The organism is Flavobacterium sp., assembly GCF_004295795.1.
Classification (GTDB): domain Bacteria; phylum Bacteroidota; class Bacteroidia; order Flavobacteriales; family Flavobacteriaceae; genus Flavobacterium.
Window position 1 is genome coordinate 396,612 of record NZ_SEBR01000004.1, and the last position, 23,437, is coordinate 420,048.

Annotated in this window: 23 protein-coding genes; 10 read left to right on the forward strand and 13 right to left on the reverse strand. The window is 49.0% G+C overall.

Annotated features, from left to right (window positions below):
- Positions 1–14 precede the first annotated feature (14 nt).
- Positions 15–3,350 (reverse strand): hypothetical protein, encoded by a 3,336-nt coding sequence (locus EOO49_RS05135; protein ID WP_290843389.1) that lies wholly within the window; start codon positions 3,348–3,350, stop codon positions 15–17.
- 203 nt (positions 3,351–3,553) lie between these two features.
- Entirely contained in the window at positions 3,554–4,063 is a 510-nt protein-coding gene (locus EOO49_RS05140; RefSeq protein WP_290843391.1) for a DUF2004 domain-containing protein, read from the reverse strand.
- Between the two features lie 219 nt (positions 4,064–4,282).
- Here EOO49_RS05140 and EOO49_RS05145 point away from each other — a divergent pair, with 219 nt between their 5' ends.
- The 5 genes from EOO49_RS05145 (at position 4,283) to EOO49_RS05165 (ending at position 10,219) form a co-directional block, all read left to right on the forward strand.
- On the forward strand, positions 4,283–4,690 hold the full coding sequence (locus tag EOO49_RS05145; protein WP_290843393.1) for a response regulator: 408 nt from the start codon (positions 4,283–4,285) through the stop codon (positions 4,688–4,690).
- 930 nt (positions 4,691–5,620) lie between these two features.
- The gene (locus EOO49_RS05150; RefSeq protein WP_290843395.1) at positions 5,621–6,085 is read left to right on the forward strand and encodes a (2Fe-2S)-binding protein; all 465 of its coding nucleotides are present in this window, start codon (positions 5,621–5,623) and stop codon (positions 6,083–6,085) included.
- Positions 6,086–6,103: 18 nt separating this feature from the next.
- Entirely contained in the window at positions 6,104–6,721 is a 618-nt protein-coding gene (locus tag EOO49_RS05155; protein WP_290843397.1) for a hypothetical protein, read from the forward strand.
- A gap of 21 nt (positions 6,722–6,742) precedes the next feature.
- Positions 6,743–8,902: a molybdopterin cofactor-binding domain-containing protein gene (locus tag EOO49_RS05160; protein ID WP_290843399.1), complete on the forward strand. Its 2,160-nt coding sequence runs from the start codon at positions 6,743–6,745 to the stop codon at positions 8,900–8,902.
- A gap of 183 nt (positions 8,903–9,085) precedes the next feature.
- Positions 9,086–10,219 (forward strand): cysteine desulfurase family protein, encoded by a 1,134-nt coding sequence (locus EOO49_RS05165; RefSeq protein WP_290843401.1) that lies wholly within the window; start codon positions 9,086–9,088, stop codon positions 10,217–10,219.
- On the opposite strand, the gene moaCB is transcribed toward EOO49_RS05165, so the two are convergent.
- From moaCB to EOO49_RS05220, 11 genes are read right to left on the reverse strand one after another with little or no spacing between them, the layout of a single operon-like run.
- Complete coding sequence (gene moaCB / locus EOO49_RS05170) at positions 10,213–11,115, reverse strand: bifunctional molybdenum cofactor biosynthesis protein MoaC/MoaB (RefSeq protein ID WP_290843564.1); 903 nt, start codon at positions 11,113–11,115, stop codon at positions 10,213–10,215. The two genes, EOO49_RS05165 and moaCB, sit on opposite strands and share 7 nt — an antisense overlap.
- Positions 11,115–11,555 (reverse strand): molybdenum cofactor biosynthesis protein MoaE, encoded by a 441-nt coding sequence (locus tag EOO49_RS05175; protein ID WP_290843403.1) that lies wholly within the window; start codon positions 11,553–11,555, stop codon positions 11,115–11,117. Before EOO49_RS05175 ends, moaCB begins: the two co-directional genes overlap by 1 nt.
- Positions 11,539–12,654, reverse strand: a complete 1,116-nt coding sequence (locus EOO49_RS05180) for a HesA/MoeB/ThiF family protein (protein ID WP_290843405.1) — start codon at positions 12,652–12,654, stop codon at positions 11,539–11,541. Before EOO49_RS05180 ends, EOO49_RS05175 begins: the two co-directional genes overlap by 17 nt.
- Entirely contained in the window at positions 12,651–12,878 is a 228-nt protein-coding gene (locus EOO49_RS05185; RefSeq protein WP_290843407.1) for a MoaD/ThiS family protein, read from the reverse strand. Before EOO49_RS05185 ends, EOO49_RS05180 begins: the two co-directional genes overlap by 4 nt.
- Complete coding sequence (locus EOO49_RS05190) at positions 12,878–13,375, reverse strand: molybdopterin-binding protein (protein WP_290843409.1); 498 nt, start codon at positions 13,373–13,375, stop codon at positions 12,878–12,880. The genes EOO49_RS05185 and EOO49_RS05190 overlap by 1 nt, the downstream gene beginning before the upstream one ends.
- Positions 13,375–14,109: a sulfite exporter TauE/SafE family protein gene (locus EOO49_RS05195; protein ID WP_290843411.1), complete on the reverse strand. Its 735-nt coding sequence runs from the start codon at positions 14,107–14,109 to the stop codon at positions 13,375–13,377. Before EOO49_RS05195 ends, EOO49_RS05190 begins: the two co-directional genes overlap by 1 nt.
- Positions 14,110–14,113: 4 nt before the next feature.
- The gene (locus EOO49_RS05200) at positions 14,114–16,105 is read right to left on the reverse strand and encodes a TonB-dependent receptor (RefSeq protein ID WP_290843413.1); all 1,992 of its coding nucleotides are present in this window, start codon (positions 16,103–16,105) and stop codon (positions 14,114–14,116) included.
- Between the two features lie 33 nt (positions 16,106–16,138).
- Positions 16,139–17,317 (reverse strand): gephyrin-like molybdotransferase Glp, encoded by a 1,179-nt coding sequence (gene glp / locus EOO49_RS05205; protein WP_290843415.1) that lies wholly within the window; start codon positions 17,315–17,317, stop codon positions 16,139–16,141.
- Entirely contained in the window at positions 17,314–17,904 is a 591-nt protein-coding gene (locus tag EOO49_RS05210) for a nucleotidyltransferase family protein (protein WP_290843417.1), read from the reverse strand. Before EOO49_RS05210 ends, glp begins: the two co-directional genes overlap by 4 nt.
- 1 nt (position 17,905) lies before the next feature.
- On the reverse strand, positions 17,906–18,886 hold the full coding sequence (gene moaA, locus EOO49_RS05215; protein WP_290843419.1) for a GTP 3',8-cyclase MoaA: 981 nt from the start codon (positions 18,884–18,886) through the stop codon (positions 17,906–17,908).
- 2 nt (positions 18,887–18,888) lie between these two features.
- A complete protein-coding gene (locus EOO49_RS05220) occupies positions 18,889–20,007 on the reverse strand; it encodes an XdhC family protein (RefSeq protein WP_290843421.1) in 1,119 nt (372 codons plus the stop codon).
- Between the two features lie 289 nt (positions 20,008–20,296).
- Here EOO49_RS05220 and EOO49_RS05225 point away from each other — a divergent pair, with 289 nt between their 5' ends.
- From EOO49_RS05225 to EOO49_RS05245, 5 genes are all read left to right on the forward strand, one after another.
- The gene (locus EOO49_RS05225) at positions 20,297–21,322 is read left to right on the forward strand and encodes an LLM class flavin-dependent oxidoreductase (RefSeq protein WP_290843423.1); all 1,026 of its coding nucleotides are present in this window, start codon (positions 20,297–20,299) and stop codon (positions 21,320–21,322) included.
- 196 nt (positions 21,323–21,518) lie between these two features.
- Positions 21,519–22,172: a hydrolase gene (locus EOO49_RS05230; RefSeq protein ID WP_290843425.1), complete on the forward strand. Its 654-nt coding sequence runs from the start codon at positions 21,519–21,521 to the stop codon at positions 22,170–22,172.
- Between the two features lie 34 nt (positions 22,173–22,206).
- Entirely contained in the window at positions 22,207–22,563 is a 357-nt protein-coding gene (locus EOO49_RS05235; protein WP_290843427.1) for a nuclear transport factor 2 family protein, read from the forward strand.
- A gap of 42 nt (positions 22,564–22,605) precedes the next feature.
- Complete coding sequence (locus EOO49_RS05240; RefSeq protein WP_290843429.1) at positions 22,606–22,989, forward strand: nuclear transport factor 2 family protein; 384 nt, start codon at positions 22,606–22,608, stop codon at positions 22,987–22,989.
- Positions 22,986–23,300 (forward strand): hypothetical protein, encoded by a 315-nt coding sequence (locus tag EOO49_RS05245; protein ID WP_290843431.1) that lies wholly within the window; start codon positions 22,986–22,988, stop codon positions 23,298–23,300. The genes EOO49_RS05240 and EOO49_RS05245 overlap by 4 nt, the downstream gene beginning before the upstream one ends.
- Positions 23,301–23,437 lie beyond the last annotated feature (137 nt).

Below are 23,437 nucleotides of genomic sequence, written 5' to 3' on the forward strand. Positions count from 1 at the left end.
GTTCGGATGTCAGGCTAAAGCAACACTTTCCTCGAAATTGTCTTTTTGTCGGAAGTCGTGATTTTGGCGATCACGGTCTGGTTTTTCACCTCTAGAGGAAAAGCGAACTCCGAAGTTCCCACTTTTTCGAATCCGACGAGTTTTCTTCCGTTGAGATCGAAAATCTCCACAGCTGAAATTTCGGTTCCATTGGCTTTCACCACAACATTTTCCGACTGCCTGAAAACCAGAAGATCGAAGTTTTCAATCCCGATCGCCGGCGTGTCCAAAGACGAACCGGTGAACCTGATCCGGAAACGCGAATCGAAAGTTCCGGCCGCGGTCGAGAACGAATACGAACCTTGCTTGAGATCGTGGATCACATTCAAAGCCAGATCTTCAAGAAAAATATCCTGAGCTCCAAAAAGGCCTTCGGTCTGCATCAGGTTGATCTCAAAAGTACCGGCCGCATTGGCTTTGTAACCCAATGGTAAAACGTCAGAATCGGCAAACGGCAAAGCACGTCCTTGAATGGCAAGTTTTTGTGTAGCCAAGATCGAGTAGAAATTGATAGGGTTTTCGCCCTCGAACAACAAAGCGTCATAACCGTTGTCGAAGTCATTGGTCGCATTCGGCATATATCCGAAAAGTGTCTGTTTGTAATAGCCTTGCGCATTCTTGAACTCGAGCCAGAATCGGTCTTTTTGACTTGCGGCACTTCTGAAAAACTGATCGTTGTTTCCCGAAACGCGCATCGAATTCTTGAACTTGGCCGTTCCTGTGGCATTTCCCAGGATGAAAAAAGATTGTCCGGAGGCGATGTACCCATTCGGGACATTCGTGTTCGCGCCCGCAGAAACCGCTGGCGCAGTTCCGGTTCCGCCCGTGTAATTGTAGGTCGCGTAATCGCTGAAAATGTACTCAAGGCTTGTCACGGCCGTGTTGTGTGTCCACAAATAAATCGTCGTTCCCGTTCCAAGTGACGCCGCGTTTTCAGCATCGCCCATAAGCAAATCGGCGTCGATCGCGCTTGGGTAAGGATTTCCGACGAGGTTGAAATTGTTTGCCCCGTTCACAAAAATCGGAATGGAAAACTCGCCATTGTTGGGAACGCCGTCGAAAGTCGCGTGGTAAACCACTGGCATCGATTGGCTGTAATCGTCCGGACCTCTGAAAATATAACCGCGCCCGGGTTGCATTGTCGTCGTGTTCGGATTCGCGTTCGTCCACGCATAAGTACTCGCGTTGAACCAGTAGAATTTGTCCTGGCGCGTCAAAGGCGAAACATTTATCAACAATTGATTTTGCACGGGCGAAGACCAATAAGTGTAATCGAATTTTCGGATCGGAGTCGTATCGCGCTTGTAGTGGATCACACCGGAGTTCGCGACATTGTTGACCTGAACAAGACTCGCGTGGTTCTCGAAAGTCATTGAGCCGCCGTTTACCGAAAGTTGGTCCTGCAAGATCAAAGTGTCGTCAGGCTGAAAGTTCACGTTGCCCGAGTTGACCATGCAGGAACAAACGGCGATATTTCCCGACGACGTATAATTGCCTTCAAAAACAATGGATTTTGTAGCATCAGGATTTCCATTATTCCAACTTGATCCGTTCCAGGTCGTGGCTTTTACGGCGATTTCAACAGCGTTCGAAGGCACTGCAAGACAGCTCGCATTTTGTACGATGGCTCGGAAATAAGTCGTTTGGGTAATGATTCCGATGTTGGCCGATGCAAGCGTGGCAGTCGTCACGGCGATATCGGACACATTTGTGGTAAAGGCCGCATCGTCCGCTTTTTGCCATTTGACGATCGTTCCGGTTTGACCCGATACTGTGAGCGGCGCAGCAAGCGTTCCGGCGCAGACCGTCTGATTCGAATTTACCGTTCCCGGAACCGTCGCCGAAGTCACGACAAAAGCTCCTGAAATCGCGCTTTTGGCCGCCGGACTGCAAGTTCCCGAAAGCTGCACATAATAATAAAGAGTTCCGACGGTCGCTGCCGAAGGTGTAAAAACCGCCGATTGTGATCCCGAAGCGATGTCAGCCGATGAAGTCAACTGCGTTCCGCCCGAAGTCGAAGCCGTCGCGTTCGAATACCACTGGTAGGATAATCCGGTTCCCGCGCCCACAACAGAGATCGCCGAAAATGCCGAACCCTGGCAAGTGGTTTGCGTCGCGGTCGATTGCGAAGTTACCGATGGCGCGACATTTCTCGTAAATGTGAAAGGTCCGACGGTTCTGGTGCATCCGTTGGCGTTCGTGTAAGAGTACGTAAAAGTCGTCGACGGACCCGAATACGTGTTTCCGATGCTGTAAGTTCCGCCTGTCGGAAGTCCGCCTGTCATCGTGAAAGCGCCCGTACCGCAAGTCACGAGATTGGTCGCACTGACCGTAGGAAGCGGATTCACCGTTACGGTCGCCGTTCCGCTATTTCCCGTTCCGGCCTGACCGTTGGCGTTCGTGACCGAAACTATCGAATAAGTCGTGGTCGCCGTCGGGGAAACCGAAATATTGGCGTTGCTTGTATAATTGTTTACGGTCGTATTGGTCGCTCCGTTGGAATACACGAGTGTGAAAGGCGATTGGCCGCCCGTGATCTGCACTTTTATATTGGCAGATGCGCCCGCACAGATCGATGTCGTTCCGCTCATTACCGACGGATTCGGTCCCGGAATCAACGTTCCCGTAAAATTCACGTTGTCGAAACGCCAGGTTCCGGCCGTTCCCGCGGCAAGTGTCGGATCTTCCACGCGTCGGAATTCGCCCGAAGTCGCGTAATGTGCCGCCACGATGCGAACCCCGAAATTGGGATTGTTGTTCGCTCCGGTAACAGCCGACATGTTGATGGAAATGCGCCTGTATTGGTCGCCGTTGTTATTCGTCTGGAATTTGCCGTTCGTGAACGAGCCGCCGCAGTTCGAGCCGTTTGTTCCCGTCATGGCGAAATTCGTCCACGTCGTGCCGTTCAGCGTGTATTGCAGTCGAATCGTATTCGGGGCCGTGTTCGACCAGCGTTGGTCCCAAGTGAAATTTATGTTCTGGTAACCGACAGTCGACGTATTGAACTGCGCGCCATTGCCTTCGTTCACGCTTCCCGGATCGAACGGTTCGAGCGCGAACGCACTGACGCCGTTTTGTGCGCCGCAACCCGTGCCTGCCATTCCGGTTCTTATCAGCGTTCCGATTGTCCCGCCTCCGTTGTTCACCACGGCCGACGTTCCGGTTCCTACGTTCGCGTTTGGTGCGCTCGCGGCTCCAACCACCGGTTCGTATGTCCAGGATGCGATCTGGGCATTTGCATCGGTATAAATTGAAACAAAAAATAGTACAAAAAAGTAACCCAGTAATCCTGAACGTAGTTTTGCCTTCATCGTATTTGCATTTTCGGACAAAGTTAAAACGCTTGTCTTTCAGGATGCAGACGCCAAAATTATGTGTCGGTTATCAAATCGTAAACTTTTTCGATGCAAAACAATGACCTATCGACGAACGCCATCTTTCGTGCATTTCATCGATTTTGCTTAAAAGAGGCGCAGTTCTTTCGTCCAAAGAAAAACCCAAAAAAGTGTCGGTTTCAGCTTTCGATCAAGATGTCCAAAGAATTGTCGGTCTTCAACCGCGCCACGAGAAGTTCGTCGGTGAGTTCCTTGGAAATCGAATAGTCGAGAATCGCGAAAATGTTCTCGCCCGCTTCGGGATAAAACACGGCACTAAGCAAGTGGATGTGACGGAAAATATTGTCCTCGATCGACGCATCGGCTTCATAATTCGGCATCACTTCCATTATTTCCTCCTCGTCAATTTCCTCGGTCAGGAAGTCGATGTACTGCTTGACGGTTCGCCCGCTGCGGTAATCTTTGGCCAAAACGGATTCTATCTGTTTGATTTTCAAAGCAAAACCATCGAGAAATTCGTCGATTTTCGCAAGCGCTCCTCGCGTGGTCTTTCGGTCTTCCGACATAAACGTCAACGCAATTTCGACCGCTCTTCCATGCAACTCGATTTCGGCTTCGTGCCAGGATTCGAGCGCGTTGAGGTCGAGTTCGCCAAAATAGGAAGAGGTGTATTTGTCAGGAAAAAGCATGTCGCGGGATTGGTTTTGATATTCGGTAAATTTCGGAAACCGATACGCGAATAACGGATAATATTCGTTAATTAGCGCGCTCGCAACCTGTTTTTATGCGCTCACGAAAATAAGTCGTTTCCCACAAAATGCATATTTGCAAAAAAACTTTTATACAATTTCAATATGCCGCAACATCCACGCTTTTGAATCCGTTGAAATTACTTATTTTTCAATAGTATGATTTTCTACATGGAAGATGATCCGGCCGACGCGCAATTTTTGGCCGAGGTTCTGGAAGAATTGGGCTACGATTGCGAGATTTTCAATCGGGCGGACAAACTTATCTCGGCACTCGACCGGGCGACTTTGCTATTTCTCGACATCGACCTTCCCGATATGTCCGGAGTGGAAATCCTGCGCAACATCAGGCGCATCCCAAAATACAGAAACCTTCCCGTGGTGATGCTGACCGTTAGCGGACACGCGATAACAGTACAGATCACGCGAGTCATCGGCGCGAACCTATTTATTGAAAAGTCCAAAAATTTCTATTATTTCCGCGACACTATTTCCCAGGCGTTAGCCACCGATTTCTCGAAACCCGTCTCCGCGGATGCTTTTTTTATCCCGAAAGGCGGCGGTTGAGGCGAATTTCTTTTTCAACTCCTTTTTTATCCCACTTATTTTTTGGCTTCCGCCGATATTTTTCCCTGCCACGAACAACTTCAAAAAATCTTTCAGCCGCGAATTCGCGGTTTAAAAAAGTGCACGAATAACTTCCGCAGATGCAAATTCGTGCATTCGTGGCTAGTTCTTGTCGCCAAGGAATAGTGGAAATTCTGCTCGAGAAAAGTCTGAATTTTCAAACCGCGAATTCGCGAATTTCTACACAAACCGGGAAAATTCGCGAATTCGCGGCTTTAAAAAAGTGCTTAATAATTTCGGCTCTCGAAAATTCGTGCACAGCCTTCCAGCTCGCGTTGCCCGTGTCGTGCCCAAAAATAACCGACACGTTTTGACTAAAAATCCGTGAATTTCAAGTAAAATGGAAATCAGCACAATAGAATTTACGATGTGTTAATCCGTGTATTCGCGGCAAAAAATAATTAGTTAAGACGAGCGTCCGAAATCAAGTTTGGAGCAAACGCAAAATTTTTAAGCCACGACCCGAGCAACGCGAACTGGCCTGCGGCAATGCACGAATAATTTCAGCAGATGCAAATTCGTGCATTCGTGGCCAGTTCTTGTCGCCAAGGTATAGTGGAAATACCGCTCGAGAAAAGTCTGAAAATTTTTAACCGCGAATTCGCGAATTTCTACACAAACCGAGAAAATTCGCGAATTCGCGGCTAAAAAAAACGGCAAGAGACTTTTCGCGGCAAATTCAGAAATCCATTTATCCGTGGCTAACAAAACAGCAGAAAGAATCCTAAAAAAGCCGATTCCAAACTATTTATAACCGTTTTAAATTGAAGCGCGGTTTGATTTTCGCAACAAATTGTTTGAAAAACCAACCTCCCACGTTTTCGATTTGGAGTAAATTTATGTTTTGCACGAATTGAAAAACAACCACTTATGATAACACTGAACGTCAACGGAAAAGCGCACAAGCTCGACCTCGATCCAGAAATGCCTTTGCTTTGGGCCATACGCGATTCCATAGGTCTAACCGGAACCAAATTCGGCTGCGGCGTCGCCCAATGCGGAGCCTGCGTCGTGCACCTCGACGGTGAAGCCGTGCGATCCTGCGTCACCAAAGTCAAGAGAGCCGACGGAAAGCAAGTCGTGACCATAGAAGGCCTGGCGCAAAACAACGAGCATCCGGTGCAACAAGCCTGGGCCGAAATCGACGTTCCGCAATGCGGGTATTGCCATTCGGGACAGATCATGTCGGCGGCGGTATTGCTTCGCGAGAACCCGAATCCTTCCGATCAGGACATCGACGACGCGATGGCCGGGAACATCTGCCGCTGCGGAACATACCTGAGAATCCGCAAGGCGATCCACAAAGCCGCCGAAATCCAATCGAAAGGCAGTTAACAACAAACGAAACAACCTATGAAAAAGACAAAAAAATACGGTCTTATCGTTGCCTCGCTTTTGTTTATCGGCGTGGCCATGGCATTTTCGATCAAGACGAATCTGTCTTCCGACGAAGATTACGTGGCGATAAAGACTCCCAAAAAAGACAGCGTGGCATCGGTAAAGGCTTTCAGACAAGTCTACAAAGTATTGATGCATCCGCGTTGCATGAACTGCCACCCAAAAGGCGACATTCCGCTTCAAGGCGATGACAGCCACGTGCACGCCATGCAGCCAAAGCGTGGCAAAGACGGTAAAGGCGTTTATGCGATGAAGTGTACCAACTGCCATCAGCCGCAAAACACGGCCGGAGTTCACACGCCGCCCGGAAATCCGAACTGGCATTTGCCGCCTGCCGACATGAAAATGGTTTTCGAAGGCCGAAGCATCAACCAATTGGCCAAACAGTTGGTCGACCCGAAACAGAACGGCAACAAAGACTACAAAAAACTCATCGAACACGCCGACGACGGCCTCGTAAAAGCAGGCTGGAACATGGGAAAAGGCCGACCGGCTCCGCCACTGACGCACGCCCAATTCAAAAAAGCCTGGATCACCTGGCTTGAAAATGGGGCTTATGCTCCGGCCAAATAACTTCCAACTAAAGCTCGCAAAATGACTAAAAATAACAACGAAAACTCGAGAAGGAATTTTCTAAAGCTCACCGGTTTGGGCGGCGTGGCGCTTTGCCTCGGAATTGCTTTCGATGCCGATGGCGCGCCAACTTTGGTCCGTCCGTCAGAATTGAGTGCCGAAGAAATCGAATTGTGTCCGTGGATCATCATCAATCCGTCGGGAAAAGTGACGATCGTGAACCACAGGGCCGAAATGGGACAAGGTTCGTATCATTCGGTTCCTCAGATCGTGGCCGAAGAACTCGAAGTTGACCTCAAGGACATCAATGTGATTTTCGCCATCGGAAACGAGAAAAAATACGGCGGACAGATCACGGGCGGAAGTTCGACAATCCGATCGGCCTATAAAAATCTGTTGAAATTGAGCGCATCGGCACGAGAAATGCTCATCGCCGCGGCCGCCGCCAAATGGAATGTTCCGGTTTCCCAGTGCTATGCTGAATCCGGACACGTGATCCACAAACCATCGGGCAAAAAAGTACATTATGGCAAAGTGGCCGAAGCGGCTTCGAAATTACCTACGCCGACCAATCCGAAACTCAAGAAAATATCGGAATACAAAATCATCCGCAAACCATTGAAGCGCATCGACACGCCTTTGAAAACCAACGGCGCGCTGGTCTTCGGACTCGACAAACGCATTCCTGGATTGCAATTCGCCTCGGTGGAACGCGACCCGAGATATTTGGGCAAAGTCAAGAGTTTTGACGCTACGGCCGCGCTGAAAGTTCCGGGTGTGAAACGCGTTTTCAAGACCACGATGGGTTATTTCGCTTTCGATCGCGAAGGTGTCGTCGTTTTGGCCGATTCGACGTGGGCGGCGCTTCAGGGTCGAAAAGCGCTCAAAGTCGAATGGGAAAGTTCAGGCTTCAAGCACTGGAGTTCGCCTGAAATCTTCGAAACGCAACAGGACTTGCTACATACTGAGGAAGGACTGTCGGTTAAAAAGCAGGGAAATCCAACCGAAATCCTTTCCAAAACGGCAAAAAAACTTGATGTCGTCTACCAAACGCCTTATCAATCGCACGTAGGAATGGAACCTTTGAACTGCATCGCGCACTACAAAGGCGATTCGATCGAAATTTGGGGACCTGTCCAAGCGCCCGGTTGGATTCAGGATTACGTTTCGAAAAAATACAATATCGACAAGGAAAAAGTGATCGTGAACATGACGTTTCTCGGAGGTGGTTTCGGACGCAAGGCACTGACCGATTATCCACACGAGGCCGTTGCCATTTCCAAAGAGATCGGAACGCCTGTTCAGGTCATCTGGACGCGTGAAGACGATGCGACGATCGGCCCGTTCCGACCGGGAATTTCCTACCGATGCGAAGGAACCATCGACGACGGAAAGATAGACGCATTGAAATTCCGCATGGCCGGACAAAACATCTCGCATTGGATGGGCGGCCCGAAAGACAAACCGAACGACAATACAAGCGAAGGCTTCCTGAAACCTTACTACGATAGCATCAAAAACCTGAGCATCGCCGATGTTCCTTTCGAGACGACGATTCCGGTGAGTTTCTGGCGATCGGTTTATGCCTCGACAAACGGATTCGCCTACGAGAGTTTTGTGGACGAAATGGCACACGAAGCCGGGAAAGATCCGATGCAATTCCGACGCAGTCACTTGAAAGAGGAACGCTGCCAAAAATTGATAGACAAACTCGAAGAAGTTTCGGGCTGGAAAAAACGCAAGAAAAACGAAGGCTTCGGCGTTGCGATAACCGAGTGTTTCGAAACGACAGTCGGACAAGTCGTAAAAGTTTCCAAAAGTGCAAACGGAGGCGTAAAGATCGACAAAGTCTGGGCAGTGATGGATTGTGGTTGGTACGTGAACCCAGACATCATCGAGGCTCAAATCGAGGGCTCGATCGTTATGGGATTGGGCGCGGCCACAAACCACGAAATCACTTTCAAGGACAACGTCGTCGAGCAGCACAATTTCTATGACTACCAAATGCCGCGAATCAACGAAATTCCGCCAATCGAGGTTCACATCATGGACAACGAACACGATGCGGGCGGCGTAGGCGAACCCGGATTGCCACCTTTTGCGCCTGCGCTTACCAACGCGATTTTTGATTTGACCGGAAAACGCATCCGAAAATTGCCTTTCAGCCTCGCATCAGTCTGAATTAAGCGCCTTTTCAAAGGCTTTCATCGAGCAAGAAAAGCCACTAATTCTACGAATGTCACGAATTTTCACGAATCAGATTTGTGGACATTTGTGACATTTGTGGCTTGAACATTACAAAACAAATTAGTTGCCTTAATTTGCCACCGAGCTGATTTTTACCGATCGAGGCCGAATCAAAACATGCAAAAACAGATAATTTACCTGGACAACAACGCCACGACGCGAACAGACGATCGCGTGGTCGAAACAATGTTGCCGTTTTTTACCTCGGAATATGCAAATTCGGGTTCAGCGCATTTATTTGGATTGTCAGCCAACGATGCCGTCGAAAATGCGCAGGAAAATGTAGCGAGCCTGATTGGTTGCAAACCTTCGGAGATCGTTTTTACATCGGGCGCGACCGAAGCGATAAATTCCGTTTTGAAAGGATTGCATCCGAAACAAAAAAACAAAATCGTCACGATTTCCACCGAACACAAAGCGGTTTTGGACACTTGCGATTTTCTGGAATCACGAGGTTTTGAAGTGCAAAAATTGGCGGTCAATGCCGATGGCTCAATCGACTCTGAAAACTTCCGGAAAGCGGTTTCGTCAGATACTTTACTCGTTTGTGCAATGCTTGTCAACAACGAAACAGGCGTAATCCATCCGATAAAAGAAATGGCAAAAATCGCGCGCGAAAACCAGGTTTTATTCCTTTGTGATGCAACCCAAGCCGTCGGAAAAATCCCGGTAGACGTCAGGAATTTGGACGTGGATTTCCTCGCGTTTTCCGCCCACAAATTTTATGGCCCAAAAGGAATCGGAGCGCTTTACACAAAATCCGGAACCGAAAAGTTGACGCCATTAGTCCACGGAGGCGGCCAACAAAGAAACCGTCGCAGCGGAACACTGAACGTTCCGGCCATCATAGGATTTGGAAAAGCTTGCGAAATCGCTTTTGAAGAAATGCGATCGGATGCGCAAAGAATCGAACAACTCAGGGATTTTCTGGAATCGGAACTCTTGAAAATCGACGGCAGTTTCACGAACGGAAATCGCAAGGACAGGTTGTACAATACGACAAACATCTGTTTCCCAAAAACCGAATCCGAGAACATGATCCTGGCACTCAAGAACATCGCCGTGAGCAACGGATCGGCTTGTTCGGCCATCACGACAAAACCTTCACACGTGTTGTCTGCAATCGGTTTGTCCGACGAAAATGCTTTGGCTTCGATTCGCTTCAGCCTTGGAAAATTCAACACCGAAGCCGAAATCAAGATCGCGGTCAAAGAAATCACCAAATTGGTAAATCGGTTCCGAAATCAGTGAGGCGAATTGTCGCGCACACTGAAAACGTGCAAGACCTGAGGAAAAATCGCCTGCAGACTTTCCTCGACGCCTTTTTTCGATCCAGGAAGCGTCACGATCAAAGAATCGCCCGAAAAACCTGCAATACCGCGGGAAAGCATGGCCGTTCTTATACGTTGCTGACCGTAAGCGCGCGCCGTTTCCATGATTCCCGGAATCGGTTTGTCAATGTACGTCAATACGGCTTCGGGCGTCACGTCCCGGTGCGAAAGTCCCGTTCCGCCTGTTAGAACGATCAGGTCCATTTTGGCTTCCAGGAATTTTTCGAGAGCGGATTGAATGCTGATGATGTCGTCCGAAACCACTTCGTATTCGCATTCCTGGAGGCCGTTTTCTGACAAAATCTCGACAATTTTCTTGCCAGAACTTTCTTCTTTCTCGCCTTTCGAGACCGAATCGCTGCAAACGATCACAGCACATTTCAGATCGGTCGGATACTTCGCGTCGGACTTTCCACCTGTTTTTTCCACGAGTTTGATCTGTTCAATCGTCACGCCTTTGTCGATCGGCTTGAGCATGTCGTACATCACTAAAGCCGCAACCGACGCGCCGTGCATAGCCTCGACCTCGACGCCGGTTTTGTAGATCGTATGGACTTCGACCGAAATCACGACGGCCAGACCCTCGATTTTATACGTGATCGACGCGAATTCGACGGGAAGCGGATGGCAATCGGGAATCACGTCGCTGGTTTTCTTGATCGCGAAAAGTGCCGAGGCGCGAGCAAACTCGAAAATATCGCCTTTCGGAACTTGTCTGTTTTCGATCGCCGAAATGGTTTCAGGCTTGGAAACGACGACTTTGGCCGAAGCGATCGCCTTTCGCAAAGTGGACGTTTTGTGTGTGATATCGACCATTATGAATTGGTTTTCCATTGAAAGGTTTCGTCGGCGAACAGCTCTCTTCCCCAAACCGGAAGCTCCGATTTGATGCGTTCGACAACTTTGTTGCAAGCCTCGATGGCCATTTTTCGGTGTTTGGACGAGGTGAACACGAAAAGACAGATTTCGCCAACTTTCACGGTTCCGAGACTGTGATGAATGTGCATGCAAGTCAGGTCGAAGTCAGCGAAAATTTCTTCCCGGATCTCGTGCATTTTCTGCAAAGCCATTTCTTGGTAAGTCGTGTAGTCGATTGCCGAAACGGTTTTCCCGTCAATTTCATCAGCGCGTATTTGCCCGAGGAAAATACTGTGCGCGCCAATATTGGTCCTGGTCGCATGTTTGGCGATACTTTCGGCGATGAAAGCAGGATGAATCGCGCCTTGGACGAAAATGTTCTTAACTGGTTTTTCCATGTAAAAATTCCTGTAAAGCGATGATCCCGCCTTTGAGATGTGCGATTTTGGTGTTTGTCGGAAGCGATTCCCTAAGCAATTTTGCGGCTTCGAGACTGCGCTTTCCGCTTTGGCAAAATACGACGATGTTCCGTGAATCGATGTCTGGAAGTTCATTTTTGAGTTCCGACAATGGAAAACGTTCGTGTGCGAAATCTGCCTTTGGAAGTTCGTGATTTTCGCGCACATCGATTGCCAAAATGCCGTCCGATTTAAGATAATCCAGCAAATCTTCAGCAAAAATCCCGGCGATTCCTTCAATCTTGTTTCCGCAAAGCCATTCGTAATCGGTTTCCAAAAAAGCATTAACATTCTCCGGAACTTTCGCTTTCGGATTCGGCGAAATTTCCAGCGTATAATTCTGGTAATCCAAAACGTTGATCGTGAACAACTTGTTTCTTAAATCCGATCCCAATCCGGTTATGATCTTTATGGTTTCGTTGGCCATCAGCGTTCCGATCGTTCCTGGCAAAACGCCTAAAACGCCGGCTTCGTTGCAATCCTGTGCTTCATTCGCGTTCGGCGGAATCGGAAACAGGTCGCGATAATTCGTCTTGCGTCCGGTTTCGCCAGACAGATTGAAAACGGCGACTTGCCCTTCGTATCTGAAAATCGCCCCGAAAACCAACGGCTTATCGAGTAAAACACAGGCGTCGTTGATGAGATAGCGAGAGGCGAAATTGTCGGTGCAATCGACGATGATGTCGAATTTCGGAAAGATTTCCATCGCGTTTTTGTTGTCGATGTGAAACCCGAATTCCAGTATCTCGATTTCGGGATTGAGATTTTTCAGACGTTCCGATGCGATTTTTGCCTTTGGTTTTCCGACATCGGAAGTGACGAACAAAACCTGTCGCTGCAAATTGCTCAAAGCCACCGAATCCCCGTCGGAAATCCCGATTTTCCCTACGCCGGCCGCGGCAAGATATTGCAAGACCGGACAACCCAAACCGCCTGCGCCAACGACAAGCACGCTCGCGCCACCCAATTTTTGCTGGGCGGAAACCCCGAAGTTTTTCAGGACATAATGGCGTTCGTATCTTGGATTCCTATTCATCATCCTCCGGAATATGGCGGCATCAACGCGATTTCGTCTGTTTGGGAAAGCGGTGTTTTTTCGTGTACGATCTTTTTGTTTACGGCAATCGCGAATTTGATTTCGGACAACTTCGGAAAACGATCGAAAAGTTCCGATTCAAGTGCTTTGGTATCTTCGGCGGAGACCGAAAATTCGCTTCCGGTAATTTCCGACAACATTCCGAATGACAGTACTTTCGTTGGCATTACTGGATTTTTTGGATAACGACTTTCGAAAAATTCTTGACGTAACGTCGGCCGGTGGCTTTGTCTGTGGGCGTTATCAACAAAATTCCTTCTTTTTGGGAACTGCTCGGTTTTCCGTCGATTTCGGTTACGATCAGGGTTTTATCGCCAGTCGGACTGTTGAAAATCTCGTTCCAGGAGAACACGACTTTGTAACCGTCGTCGGCCGTGACCACCAAATAGTATTCGCTTAGGAATTTGGGCGAATTCACGCTGATATCGGCCTTTTCCAAAACATCGCGCAACAAGACGCCTTTGAGTTTTTTCAACGTCGATTTGTATTCCTTCTTGTGGTTCAGGATCACCAAACTGTCCAAACCGACTTGTTTGAACGACTTGAGTTCGTCGAAAGAAACCGAAAAGGGCTTCGAAATCGCACCTTCGACGGCAATGGAATTCTTGGTTTGGGCGCTGGCCGAAAGACAGACGAAAAGCAAAAAAGCGGCAATTTTTTTCATTAGGCTGTGGTGAATAAGAGTTTGTAGGCGGCGATGAGCAACACCGTCGCCAGGATGTACTTGATTATATTTTGGGAGAATTTGAGCGATCCGAAATACGCTCCGGCCAAACCTCCGGTGAACGCGACCACAACGTACCAAAGCATGTCGGGTGTGAAGGCGATTCCTTTCGTGAGTTGTCCGGCCAATCCGGCGATCGAATTTACGAAAATGAACAAGGCGGAAATCGCGGCCGTCTGTTTTTGGTTTGTCCATTTGAGCAAGAGTAAAATCGGCGACAGAATGATTCCGCCACCAATTCCGATCATTCCCGAAAGCATTCCCACGACAGCTCCGATAACCAAAGCTGTCACGAGATTGTAAGGTTTCATTTCCTCGTCTTTCGGATTCGGGAAAAAGAAAAACCGAACAACAGGAAAAAGCAGGCAAACACCCAAAATCCTTTTGTAGATGTTTTCCTCCAAAGTCATCATTCCGCCAAGGAAAGCCATGGGAACGGACGATGCCGAAACCGCCAAAAACAAGTTCCTAACGAAATAATTGCCGCGGTAATATTGGATAAAAGACGTAAGCGAGACGAACAGGTTCAACGTGAGCGCAGTCGGTTTCATTTCCTGAGGCGTCACACCATACAAGGCCATCAGCGCCAAATAGCCGCTCGCGCCACCGTGGCCTACAGCCGAATAAAGTGCCGCGACGAAAAACAGTAAAATGTAGAAAATCTCTAGGCTCATGCGATCAGTATCGGTAAACTAAAGTAGCGAAATAAACGCGACCCGGCTCCGGATAACCTTCAACGTAGGCGTAATTCTTGTCGAAAACGTTGTTGATTCCGGCCTCGACCGAATACCAGTTCCAAACCTTGACGCGGGCACTTGTGTTGTAAACCGCGAACGGATTCACGCGCGTTCCGTAAGAAGTCGAAAATCGGCTTGAATTGTATTCGCCGTTCACCTGAAACATGAATTTGTCCCTCCATTCGAATTGCGCGTAACCGAAGAATTTACTCGTAGGAACATCGATCAGCCGAACCTGGGGATTGGTCAGATTGTTGCGTTTGATGGCAGTATAATTCGCACCCAAAGTCAGGGCTTTGAAGAATTTGTAATCGGCGCCAAGTTCAAGTCCGATGTATTCGCTTTGGCCGACATTCTGCAATTGGCTCAGGAAAAGCTGCTGATCTGCGTCAAATTGTACGTTGTTGACCATCAGGATCGTGTTGTGGATTTTGCTGTAAAATCCGGCGGCCTGAACGTTGAGCTTGTCGAAAAGCGTTCCTTTATATGACAAATCGTAGTTGATCGCATATTCGGCTTCGAGATCGGGATTTGGCAACGCCGTTCCCAATCGATACGAATAGCGGTCTTTCGACGTCGCGAATCGGGTTTTTCTCGCAACCGAAAGTCGCAGCTGATTTCGTGAATCCACATCGTAAACCAACGCGCCCTGAACATTGAAAGCGCTGTTGCTGTTGGACGGATAATCGCTGACCGAATTCGCATCCGAATCATAATCCTGGGCTTTCACGCTGGAGCGATTGTTGAAACTGACTCCCGTGAGGAACGAAAATTTCTGCGTCAATTTGAGTTCGTTTTCGAGTCCGATGGCAAACGTCCCATCGCTCATCGTGCGTTCTGGTTCGCCCACGTTGTGCTCGCGGTGCACGTCCTGTTTGTACTGGACCGACGCAGAAACCTTGTCGCGCCTGCCAAAAGCCCTGTCATATTGCACGATTCCGCCAAAGGTATAATCGTCATAAATACTTCGGAAAGCGTACGGGCGCGTCATGGCGCTGTAAGTCGCATCGTCCCACGAATCGAGTTGGTTCTTGAAAGTGTCGTAAAAAAATCTGGTTTTCACCGATTGCGTGCTGTCGAGGTAGGTATTGCTCAGGAAATACAGGCTTTCCTTGTTCCACTTTGGCCATTGCCAGAATCTCGGACGCGTGAACAATGTATTCTGCTGGTCATTTCCGGCGTAAACCGGTGAGCCTTTTTTACCTTTTTGGTTCGAATACACAAGCGCGTATTCGGATTTTTCAGTCGGCGTGTACGCAACTTTAATGTGGATTTTTTCGTCAGATGCATACGAGCTGCCGCGCCTGTCGCCGTCTTCGTTCGCATTTGGCGTAAAATCGTCCGAAAGCGGAAAATAATCGCGTTTTAACTTGGAAATTCCGGCCTGGACATAAAATTTTTCCCATTTTGTTCCGATGTTGAGATTGCTCCGGAATCCGCCGGAAATAAAACCCGTCGCGCCATTCAACTCCAATTTTCTGGACGGCTTTCTCGTAATAAGATTGATCGCGCCGCCCAAAGCATTCGGACCATAATTCACCGAAGTGTAGCCTTTGGAAACCTGAATCGCGCTCATATCGAAAGTCGTGAACCGCGCCAGGTCGACATAACCGTCATAAGGCACGTAAACCGGAATGCCGTCGAGAAGCACCGGAACCTGTCTCAAATCGAATCCTCTCACCTGCACCATCGCCTCGTTTCTTGGGCCGACCGCAGAAATCGAAACGCCCGGAATCAGGCTCATGGCTTTGCTGACGTCGGTTTTGGCGAAATCCTCAAGCTTGGCACCGCTCACGGCATCTTGGTCATTGGGTTTGGAAATCACGACCTCGCCCAACGGAAAACGCTGGCTGATCGAGTCTTTCCCGGTTTCAGATTGGGCAAAAGCACACACGGAGGAAAGTACCGCCAAACTTGTGAAAAATTGTTTCATTTGGGTTATTGTCGGATGTTTGGAAGTTTGTTTTTAGAGCGGAACCAAATGCACTTCGGACGTCTCGCCTTTCGAAATTCCCGACGAATCCTCGGGCAAGACCAGAAAGCAGTTCGCCTGCGCAAAAGAATGCATGCGATACGATTCCTGGGCGTGCAAAGGCGTGACTTTCCCGTTTTCGAAGAACGCTTTCACGAAATGCGTGAGTCCGACAGGTTTTGGATAATCGTGCGTCAATTCGGCTTTCACAGTCAAAACCGGATTGTCCTTTTTCATGATCCTGCACAAAGCGGGCAACACATATTGATAGAAACAAGTAAGCGCGGACGAAGGATTTCCGGGCAAGCCGAACACCAATTTGCCGTTTTTACTTCCGAAGAAAAGCGGTTTTCCGGGCTTTTGTTTCACTTTGTGGAAGTGTTGCTTCACGCCCGTTTTGGCCGCGGCTTCAACCACAAAATCATAGTCGCCGACACTCACGCCGCCGTTCAAAAGCACGACATCGTTCCAGTCGAGCGCTTTCTGCAACACCGATTGCAGTTTTTCAGGATCGTCTTCGGCCGTGTAAATGTCGATATCGGAAACGCCGGATTTTCGCAAAGCCGAACCCAAAGAAAGCGAATTGGCTTCGTAAACCTGCCCGAATTCCAGCGGATTTCCCGGCGTTTGCAACTCATTTCCGGTTAAAATGATCCCGATGCGAGGAGGCGCAAAAACGCAAACTTCGGTTTCCCCGATCCCGGCCAGAAAACCGATCGCCGCCGCGGACAGCAAAGTGCCTTCGACCATCGCGATCTCGCCTGATTTCACTTCGGAACCTTTTGGCCGGACGTGCAGACCCAACTTGAGATTTTCATCTTGGGCCGATAAAATCCCGTTCTCGACCGATGCTTTTTCCTGCATCAGGATCGTATCGGCTCCGTTTGGAAGCGGCGCGCCCGTGAAAATTCGAGTCGCCTGCGCTTGTTTTATCGAAAGTTGTTTCGAGGTTCCGGCCGCCATTTCCCCAACGAGTTCCATCGGATCTTTGCTGTCCGAAAACCGGATCGCGTAGCCGTCCATCGACGATTGGTCGAAATTGGGAATGTCGGTTTTGGCGATTACATCTTCGGCCAAAACACAGCCGAAAGCTTCGGCTAGCGTCAGCTTTCGCTTGTGAAAAAAAGTAGTGTTTTCGAGAATGATTTTCTTGGCTTCGGAAACGCTTATCATGGTTTTTGAGTCAGTTTTTCGTAGTCGGATTTGGTGTCGATGTCGATCTCTCCTTTCGGAAAAGCCACCATGACCAAATCCTGAGGATTGTTTTCGACAAGTTTTTTCGCACCCCGTTTCCCGTCGGATACAAGCAATTCCGAAAAGTATTTTTTCTTGAAAAGCACGGGCGTTCCAGCGGTTTCGGAATAAGACGAGGCAACGATGTTTTGTGGCGACAACGCAGCTTTTCCAATCAGGCTTCGAAAGACGGACGCGCTTACGAAAGGTTGGTCGCAAACCGCCAGAATCACCTGATCGACATCGGGAAACAATTCGAGAGCGCGTTGCGTGCCGATGCGGACCGAACTTCCCATTCCCATTTCCCAATCGGGATTGCGAACTAGCACGACATCGAGTTCTTGGACATCTTTCTCGATTTCGGAAAATTGGCTTCCCGTGACGAGCAAAACGTCGGAGTTGGACAAAAGCGCCTCCGAAACCACGTGCCGAATCAAGGTTTGCCCGTTGAATTCGAGCAATTGCTTCGGACTTCCGAGTCGCGAGGAATTTCCTGCCGCGAGTATAATTATTGCCGTTTTTTCCATATTAGCCGCCAATTGTGATCATGCTTCTGTTTTCGATATTATCCGCATCGCTTTGGGCTCCGTTTGCCTCGAATTGTCCGCCGAGTGCTTTGGCCTTGGCCGTGACGGTTTCCTGAATCAGTTCAAGTACATTTTCGCCATTTCTCAAAGCCGCCAAAAGATCGGTTTCCGACTTGGAGAACAGGCAGTTCTTGAGTTTTCCGTCGGCAGTAAGTCTCAGTCTGTTGCAGCCTTCACAAAAAGGCGAACTCATCGTGCTTATGACCGCGAAAGTGCCTTTGTGGCCCGGAATCAGGAAACCTTTTGCGGTGTCGTGGATTTCGGGAGCAATTGAAAGGAATTCGTATTTGGATTTTACGGTTTCGAGAATCTCTGCAAGCGTAAAAACCTGATTTCCCGTCCATTTATTTCCCGCGAACGGCATGAATTCGATGAAACGCACTTCCAAAGCATAATTTTTGGTGAGCGCGACAAAGTCGAGAATCTCGTTCTCGTTCAGGCCTTTCATGACCACAACATTGATCTTGGTCGGGATTTCGTGTTGCAGCAAAAGCTCGATGTTGCTTCTCACGCGATGGTAAAGGTCGCGTCTGGTGATTTTCTGGAATTTGTCTGGTTGCAAAGTGTCGAGACTCACGTTTATGCCCTTGATTTTGGCCGCGATGATCTGTGGAAGCATTTCGTGTATTCGCACGCCATTCGTGGTCATGTGCAGATCGATGCCGAGATTCCCAAGTTTTTCGATGATTTTGGGAGCGTCTTTCCTGACCAAAGGTTCGCCTCCCGTCAAGCGGATTTTTCGCACGCCGTTTTCCACAAAAATTTTTGCCAACTGCTCGATTTCGTCCGGTTGCATGAGTTTGGCCGCGGGCGCGAACGCATAGTCTTCTTCGGGCATGCAGTAAAAACAGCGCAAATTGCAATTGTCGGTCAGGGAAATCCTCAGGTAATCGTGGTTTCGTCCGAAAGTGTCCTTTAGCATGATCAGATTTTTTGTGGTTTTTCGGAATGGATTTTTTCGTTTCGGAACTTGAGTGAACCGCCGTTTCTTCTTGAAATGACAGCTTTTATTTCGGATACGATCGAGATCGCGATTTCTTCTGAAGTTTCGGCTCCGATGTCCAATCCTATCGGACCGAACAGCATTCTCCGTTTTTCTTCGGACACGAAAATTCGCGCATCGGACAAATCGGCCATAAGCTTTTCGAATTTCGTCCTCGGACCCAAAATCCCGATGTAAGGAATTTCGTCGTAGTCGAGCAAAAGCTTGAGCAGCTCGAGTTCGTATTGGTAATTGTGCGCCATCAGCACAAAATAAGTCTGGTCGTCGATTGCGATATTTTCAACAACAGATTTCGGGTTTCCAATCCATACGCAACCGGCTTCGGGAAAGCGTCTGGCTTTGGCGTGCGTGGCGCGTCCGTCAGCGACCGTCGTTTCCCAACCTATGAGATTTGCGGCTTTCACGACCGGAATCACGTCGTTTCCGGCTCCGGCGATCACGAGATTCACCGAACGCGGATTGTAGCAGATCAAGGCTGAATTCCCGTTTTCAAAAGTGATAACCGATGTTTTGCGCGATCCGAAAACGGCAGAAACCGCCGCTGGCAAATCAGATGGCAGATTCTGACCGAAACGCGTTCCGTCGGCGAAAGCCATGAAAACCGTTCCGATCTGACTGCTTTTATCGGTTTCGGAAAACAGGGTAACGACAGCCGATTCGCGTCTTTCGCCAACTGATTTCCTTAAAATGGCAATTGGATTTTCTTGATCGGTTTCGTCTATGGATTCGAACAAAATATGGATGATGCCGTTGCAACCGAGCTGCACGCCAAATTCGACGTCTTCGTCCCGCGAAGTGTCGTAAGTGACGAGTTTGTTGTGGTTATTATTCATGCAGACCAACGCTTTGCGCAACGCGTCGCCTTCGAGACAACCGCCGCTTATCGCGCCCGTGAGCGTTCCTTCTTCGGTGACCAACATTCTCGCGCCCGGCTGCCGATAGGACGAGCCATCGACCTTGACGACAGTCGCCAACGCAGTTTTGAGCCCGAGTTTGGCAGCTTGTTCGTAGGCAAAAAGTATGTCGCGGGTTTCCTTCATTTGTCAAACGGCAAAAGTGATCGTTCCAATTACATGCAATTTACCGCAATAAAACGGCTATTGCTAACGAAAATCAAACGTTTGGTTACGAAAATCAAACTCCTACATCAAAGTTTGTCCACGTCTTTCGGGGATCGCACATTCTATTCCGGAGACTTGTAAAATTTTGCTGTCAAAAAGCCGGAAATTGACATTTATCAACGCTTCTATTTACCATAAATCAACAGGAACAGCCGCATCTTTCGCTAATTTTACGTCGCTATATTAGTAAACAAACAACAAGACTAAAATGGAAATAGGAATCGACAGTTTCGCATCGGCCATGTACGGCAGCACTACTTTGAGCAGTATCGATGCGATGGAACAACTGCTGGAAAGGATCGTCCAGGCCGATAAATCAGGACTTGACGTGTTCGGGATTGGCGAACATCACAAAAAGGAATTTCTGGACTCTGCTCCTGCCGTTATTCTCGCGGCGGCCGCGGCAAGGACGACAAATATTCGGCTAGCCAGCGCGGTAACGGTTCTCAGCACTTCAGATCCCGTGCGGGTTTACCAGAATTTCGCCACACTCGACCTGATCTCGAAAGGCCGCGCGGAAATCGTCGTGGGACGCGGTTCGGCCATAGAATCGTACCCGCTTTTCGGTTTTGAACTCAGCGAATACGATGCTCTCTTCAAAGAAAAACTCGAGTTGTTCTTACAGATTCGCGACAATGAATTCGTGAACTGGAAAGGCGAATTCCGGCCGCCTTTGTACAATCAGCCCGTTTATCCTCGTGCCTCACAGGAAAAACTTCCGGTTTGGCTAGGTGTTGGCGGAACTCCGGAATCATTCGTACGCGCCGGGACTTTGGGCTTGCCTTTGATGGTCGCCGTAATTGGCGGAGAAACCGAAAGATTCGCTCCATTGGTCGACCTTTACAGACAAGCCGGTCGAAAAGCAGGATTTGCGCCCGAAGATCTGAAGGTCGGATTGCATTCGCCGGGTTACGTGGGCGAAACGTCCGAAAAAGCCATTTCAGATTATTTCCCGGGCTATCAGGAACTCTGGACCAAACTTGGAAAAGAACGCGGATGGCCGCCGGTAACGCGAGCTCGTTTCGACGCGCAAAACGGCCCGAGTGGCGCTTTGGTCGTGGGCGATCCGACAGAAGTTGCCCAAAAATTGTTGCGTCACAGCAGGTCACTCGGTGGCGTCGACCGCTTTACATTCCAAATGGACAACGCCGGTTTGACGCACGGGCAATTGCTGGCCAGCATCGAAATCATCGGTTCAAAAGTGATTCCTTTAATCAAAACCTCGACTGACTGATTTTGTAGATACGATCTCCGAAAAGCCATTTCCCGTAAACAGGAATGGCTTTTTTTATGTTCCGAAAAAGCAGAATCTTGAAAAAAAATCGGCTCTGAATTGACTTTTGTCAACGCGCTTTTTTACCAAATGTCATCGTTCGTTGGCGGGGCGAATTGCAATTTTGTGACTATTCGAACTTAAAAAAAACTACAACATGTCAAAAAATGCAAAAACAGGTTTGGAGGCTTTGCTTCGTCCCGAAAACAGTATCGTGGTATTGATCGACCACCAACCTTACCAATTCACCAATCTCAACAGCCACGAACCGACGATGATCGTCAACAACACCGTCGCGCTGGCCAAAACCGCAAAGGCCTTCGGAGTGCAAACCGTGCTGACGACCGTGATCGAGGAACGCGGCGGCTTGATCATCAAGCAACTTCAGGACGTTTTTCCAGATCAGAAACCGATCAACCGCACGTTCATCAACACTTGGGAAGATCCGAAAGTGACCGATATCGTCAGGGATAGCGGCAAAAAACAGCTGATCATCGCCGGACTTTTCACCGAAATCTGCGTGGCGATGCCCGCAATTCAGGCTGCGGCCGAAGGTTATGACGTTTTTGTCGTGACCGATGCATGCGGTGGCGTGAGCAACGAAAGTCACGATATGGCCGTGCGCCGTATGGTTCAGGCCGGAATTGTTCCGATTACCTGGCTTGCAGTTGCGTCCGAATGGCAACGCGACTGGGCTCGCACGACGCATTTGGCCGAACTGACCGAAATCCTTTCCGACCATGGCGGCGCAAGCGGAATCGCGGCTATCTGGGAAGCGCAACTCCTGGCGACACAACCCGGAACGGTGTGAGCGTCACATCGTCCATCATCTAAACAAAAATCCAATGGAAAACGAAATAGCCGAACTCGTCGAAAAAAACCTGAGACAGGTTTGGGCACAACGGGATGCATCCGAAAGGATCAAAATCATCGAAAGCCTTTATTCCGCCGACGCAAAATTGTTCGAGGAAGGACACCAAACCAGCGGATATGAAGCCATAAACGACGCGGTAACAAACGTCTTGCAGAACTTTCCGCAGGAATTCACCTTTTTTCTGCTCAGGCCGATAGCGGTCAACGGCAATATGGCCAAAACCAGTTGGGGAATCGGAAGCGATTTGCAAGCGCCCGTCGCCACAGGCATTGATATCACGCTGGTCGAAGACGGAAAAATCAAGGCACTTTACGTATTTCTCGACTGACCGATATCCGTCCGGAAAATAAATCCGATAAAAAAATCCACAATGACAAACAAACAGATCGTACTCAAGGCGATGGAGGAATTCTTCCATCAAAGAGACAATACCGCCATCGAACGCTTTTGGCAAAAGGATTACAAACAGCACAATCCGTCGATGACCAACGGGCACGATGGGTTAAAGGACATACTTTCGATTCTCGATGCGAACTTTAAATGGGAACCCGGAATCATCGTCGAGCAGGACAACATCGTCATCACGCACAGTCTCGTGCAAGGTTGGGGACCGATTCCGGTGATCGTAGTGGACATTTTCCGTCTCGAAAAAGGAAAAATCGCGGAACATTGGGATGTTGTCCAGGAAGCTGTGCCGGCTTCGAAATCGGCAAGCGGAAATGCCATGACTTCTTTTGACATCATGCCATCATGAAAAACAAACTGACCGGAAATACCTACAAAATGGAAACCGAATTCCTTAAGGTCAAACTGTTTTTCGAATCGGACAACTCACTTGAGTTCACTATACTCGAGGGAAGCGATTTGACTAAGGTAGGACATACCGAAAAAGTGCAGACGGTGGTCACGGAAATCCGTCCCGATGTCTATATGGTTTCGTGGAAGGAAATCACGGGCGCGACGGTAACGCACCTCGAAGACCACGAAAACGGCATCGTCTACAGCAACGCGACTTTGCCCGACGGCAGTTTCTATCGCATGAAAGGAAGCATTTTGCCTATTTGAGTCGACTCGAAATTCAGATTACAAGCAGCTTCAGCCCTTATTTGTGTCCCGGCACGAATTGGGGCTGATTCGCTTTTTGGACAAACTGGCCCGAACGCGCAACCGCTTTTGGATTGGCCAAATTTGCGCTATCTTTA

What these genes read in the sequence shown, in the direction of transcription:
- EOO49_RS05155 (WP_290843397.1), top strand. Translation starts at nt 6,104, where the DNA reads ATGAAAAAGACAAAAAAATACGGTCTTATCGTTGCCTCGCTTTTGTTT.
- EOO49_RS05140 (WP_290843391.1), bottom strand. Translation starts at nt 4,063, where the DNA reads ATGCTTTTTCCTGACAAATACACCTCTTCCTATTTTGGCGAACTCGAC.
- EOO49_RS05240 (WP_290843429.1), top strand. Translation starts at nt 22,606, where the DNA reads ATGACAAACAAACAGATCGTACTCAAGGCGATGGAGGAATTCTTCCAT.
- EOO49_RS05135 (WP_290843389.1), bottom strand. Translation starts at nt 3,350, where the DNA reads ATGAAGGCAAAACTACGTTCAGGATTACTGGGTTACTTTTTTGTACTA.
- EOO49_RS05180 (WP_290843405.1), bottom strand. Translation starts at nt 12,654, where the DNA reads ATGATGAATAGGAATCCAAGATACGAACGCCATTATGTCCTGAAAAAC.
- EOO49_RS05175 (WP_290843403.1), bottom strand. Translation starts at nt 11,555, where the DNA reads ATGGAAAAACCAGTTAAGAACATTTTCGTCCAAGGCGCGATTCATCCT.
- EOO49_RS05245 (WP_290843431.1), top strand. Translation starts at nt 22,986, where the DNA reads ATGAAAAACAAACTGACCGGAAATACCTACAAAATGGAAACCGAATTC.
- EOO49_RS05210 (WP_290843417.1), bottom strand. Translation starts at nt 17,904, where the DNA reads ATGGAAAAAACGGCAATAATTATACTCGCGGCAGGAAATTCCTCGCGA.
- EOO49_RS05235 (WP_290843427.1), top strand. Translation starts at nt 22,207, where the DNA reads ATGGAAAACGAAATAGCCGAACTCGTCGAAAAAAACCTGAGACAGGTT.
- EOO49_RS05165 (WP_290843401.1), top strand. Translation starts at nt 9,086, where the DNA reads ATGCAAAAACAGATAATTTACCTGGACAACAACGCCACGACGCGAACA.
- EOO49_RS05230 (WP_290843425.1), top strand. Translation starts at nt 21,519, where the DNA reads ATGTCAAAAAATGCAAAAACAGGTTTGGAGGCTTTGCTTCGTCCCGAA.
- EOO49_RS05145 (WP_290843393.1), top strand. Translation starts at nt 4,283, where the DNA reads ATGATTTTCTACATGGAAGATGATCCGGCCGACGCGCAATTTTTGGCC.
- EOO49_RS05225 (WP_290843423.1), top strand. Translation starts at nt 20,297, where the DNA reads ATGGAAATAGGAATCGACAGTTTCGCATCGGCCATGTACGGCAGCACT.
- moaCB (WP_290843564.1), bottom strand. Translation starts at nt 11,115, where the DNA reads ATGGTCGATATCACACACAAAACGTCCACTTTGCGAAAGGCGATCGCT.
- moaA (WP_290843419.1), bottom strand. Translation starts at nt 18,886, where the DNA reads ATGCTAAAGGACACTTTCGGACGAAACCACGATTACCTGAGGATTTCC.
- EOO49_RS05150 (WP_290843395.1), top strand. Translation starts at nt 5,621, where the DNA reads ATGATAACACTGAACGTCAACGGAAAAGCGCACAAGCTCGACCTCGAT.
- EOO49_RS05220 (WP_290843421.1), bottom strand. Translation starts at nt 20,007, where the DNA reads ATGAAGGAAACCCGCGACATACTTTTTGCCTACGAACAAGCTGCCAAA.
- EOO49_RS05195 (WP_290843411.1), bottom strand. Translation starts at nt 14,109, where the DNA reads ATGAGCCTAGAGATTTTCTACATTTTACTGTTTTTCGTCGCGGCACTT.
- glp (WP_290843415.1), bottom strand. Translation starts at nt 17,317, where the DNA reads ATGATAAGCGTTTCCGAAGCCAAGAAAATCATTCTCGAAAACACTACT.
- EOO49_RS05160 (WP_290843399.1), top strand. Translation starts at nt 6,743, where the DNA reads ATGACTAAAAATAACAACGAAAACTCGAGAAGGAATTTTCTAAAGCTC.
- EOO49_RS05185 (WP_290843407.1), bottom strand. Translation starts at nt 12,878, where the DNA reads ATGCCAACGAAAGTACTGTCATTCGGAATGTTGTCGGAAATTACCGGA.
- EOO49_RS05200 (WP_290843413.1), bottom strand. Translation starts at nt 16,105, where the DNA reads ATGAAACAATTTTTCACAAGTTTGGCGGTACTTTCCTCCGTGTGTGCT.
- EOO49_RS05190 (WP_290843409.1), bottom strand. Translation starts at nt 13,375, where the DNA reads ATGAAAAAAATTGCCGCTTTTTTGCTTTTCGTCTGTCTTTCGGCCAGC.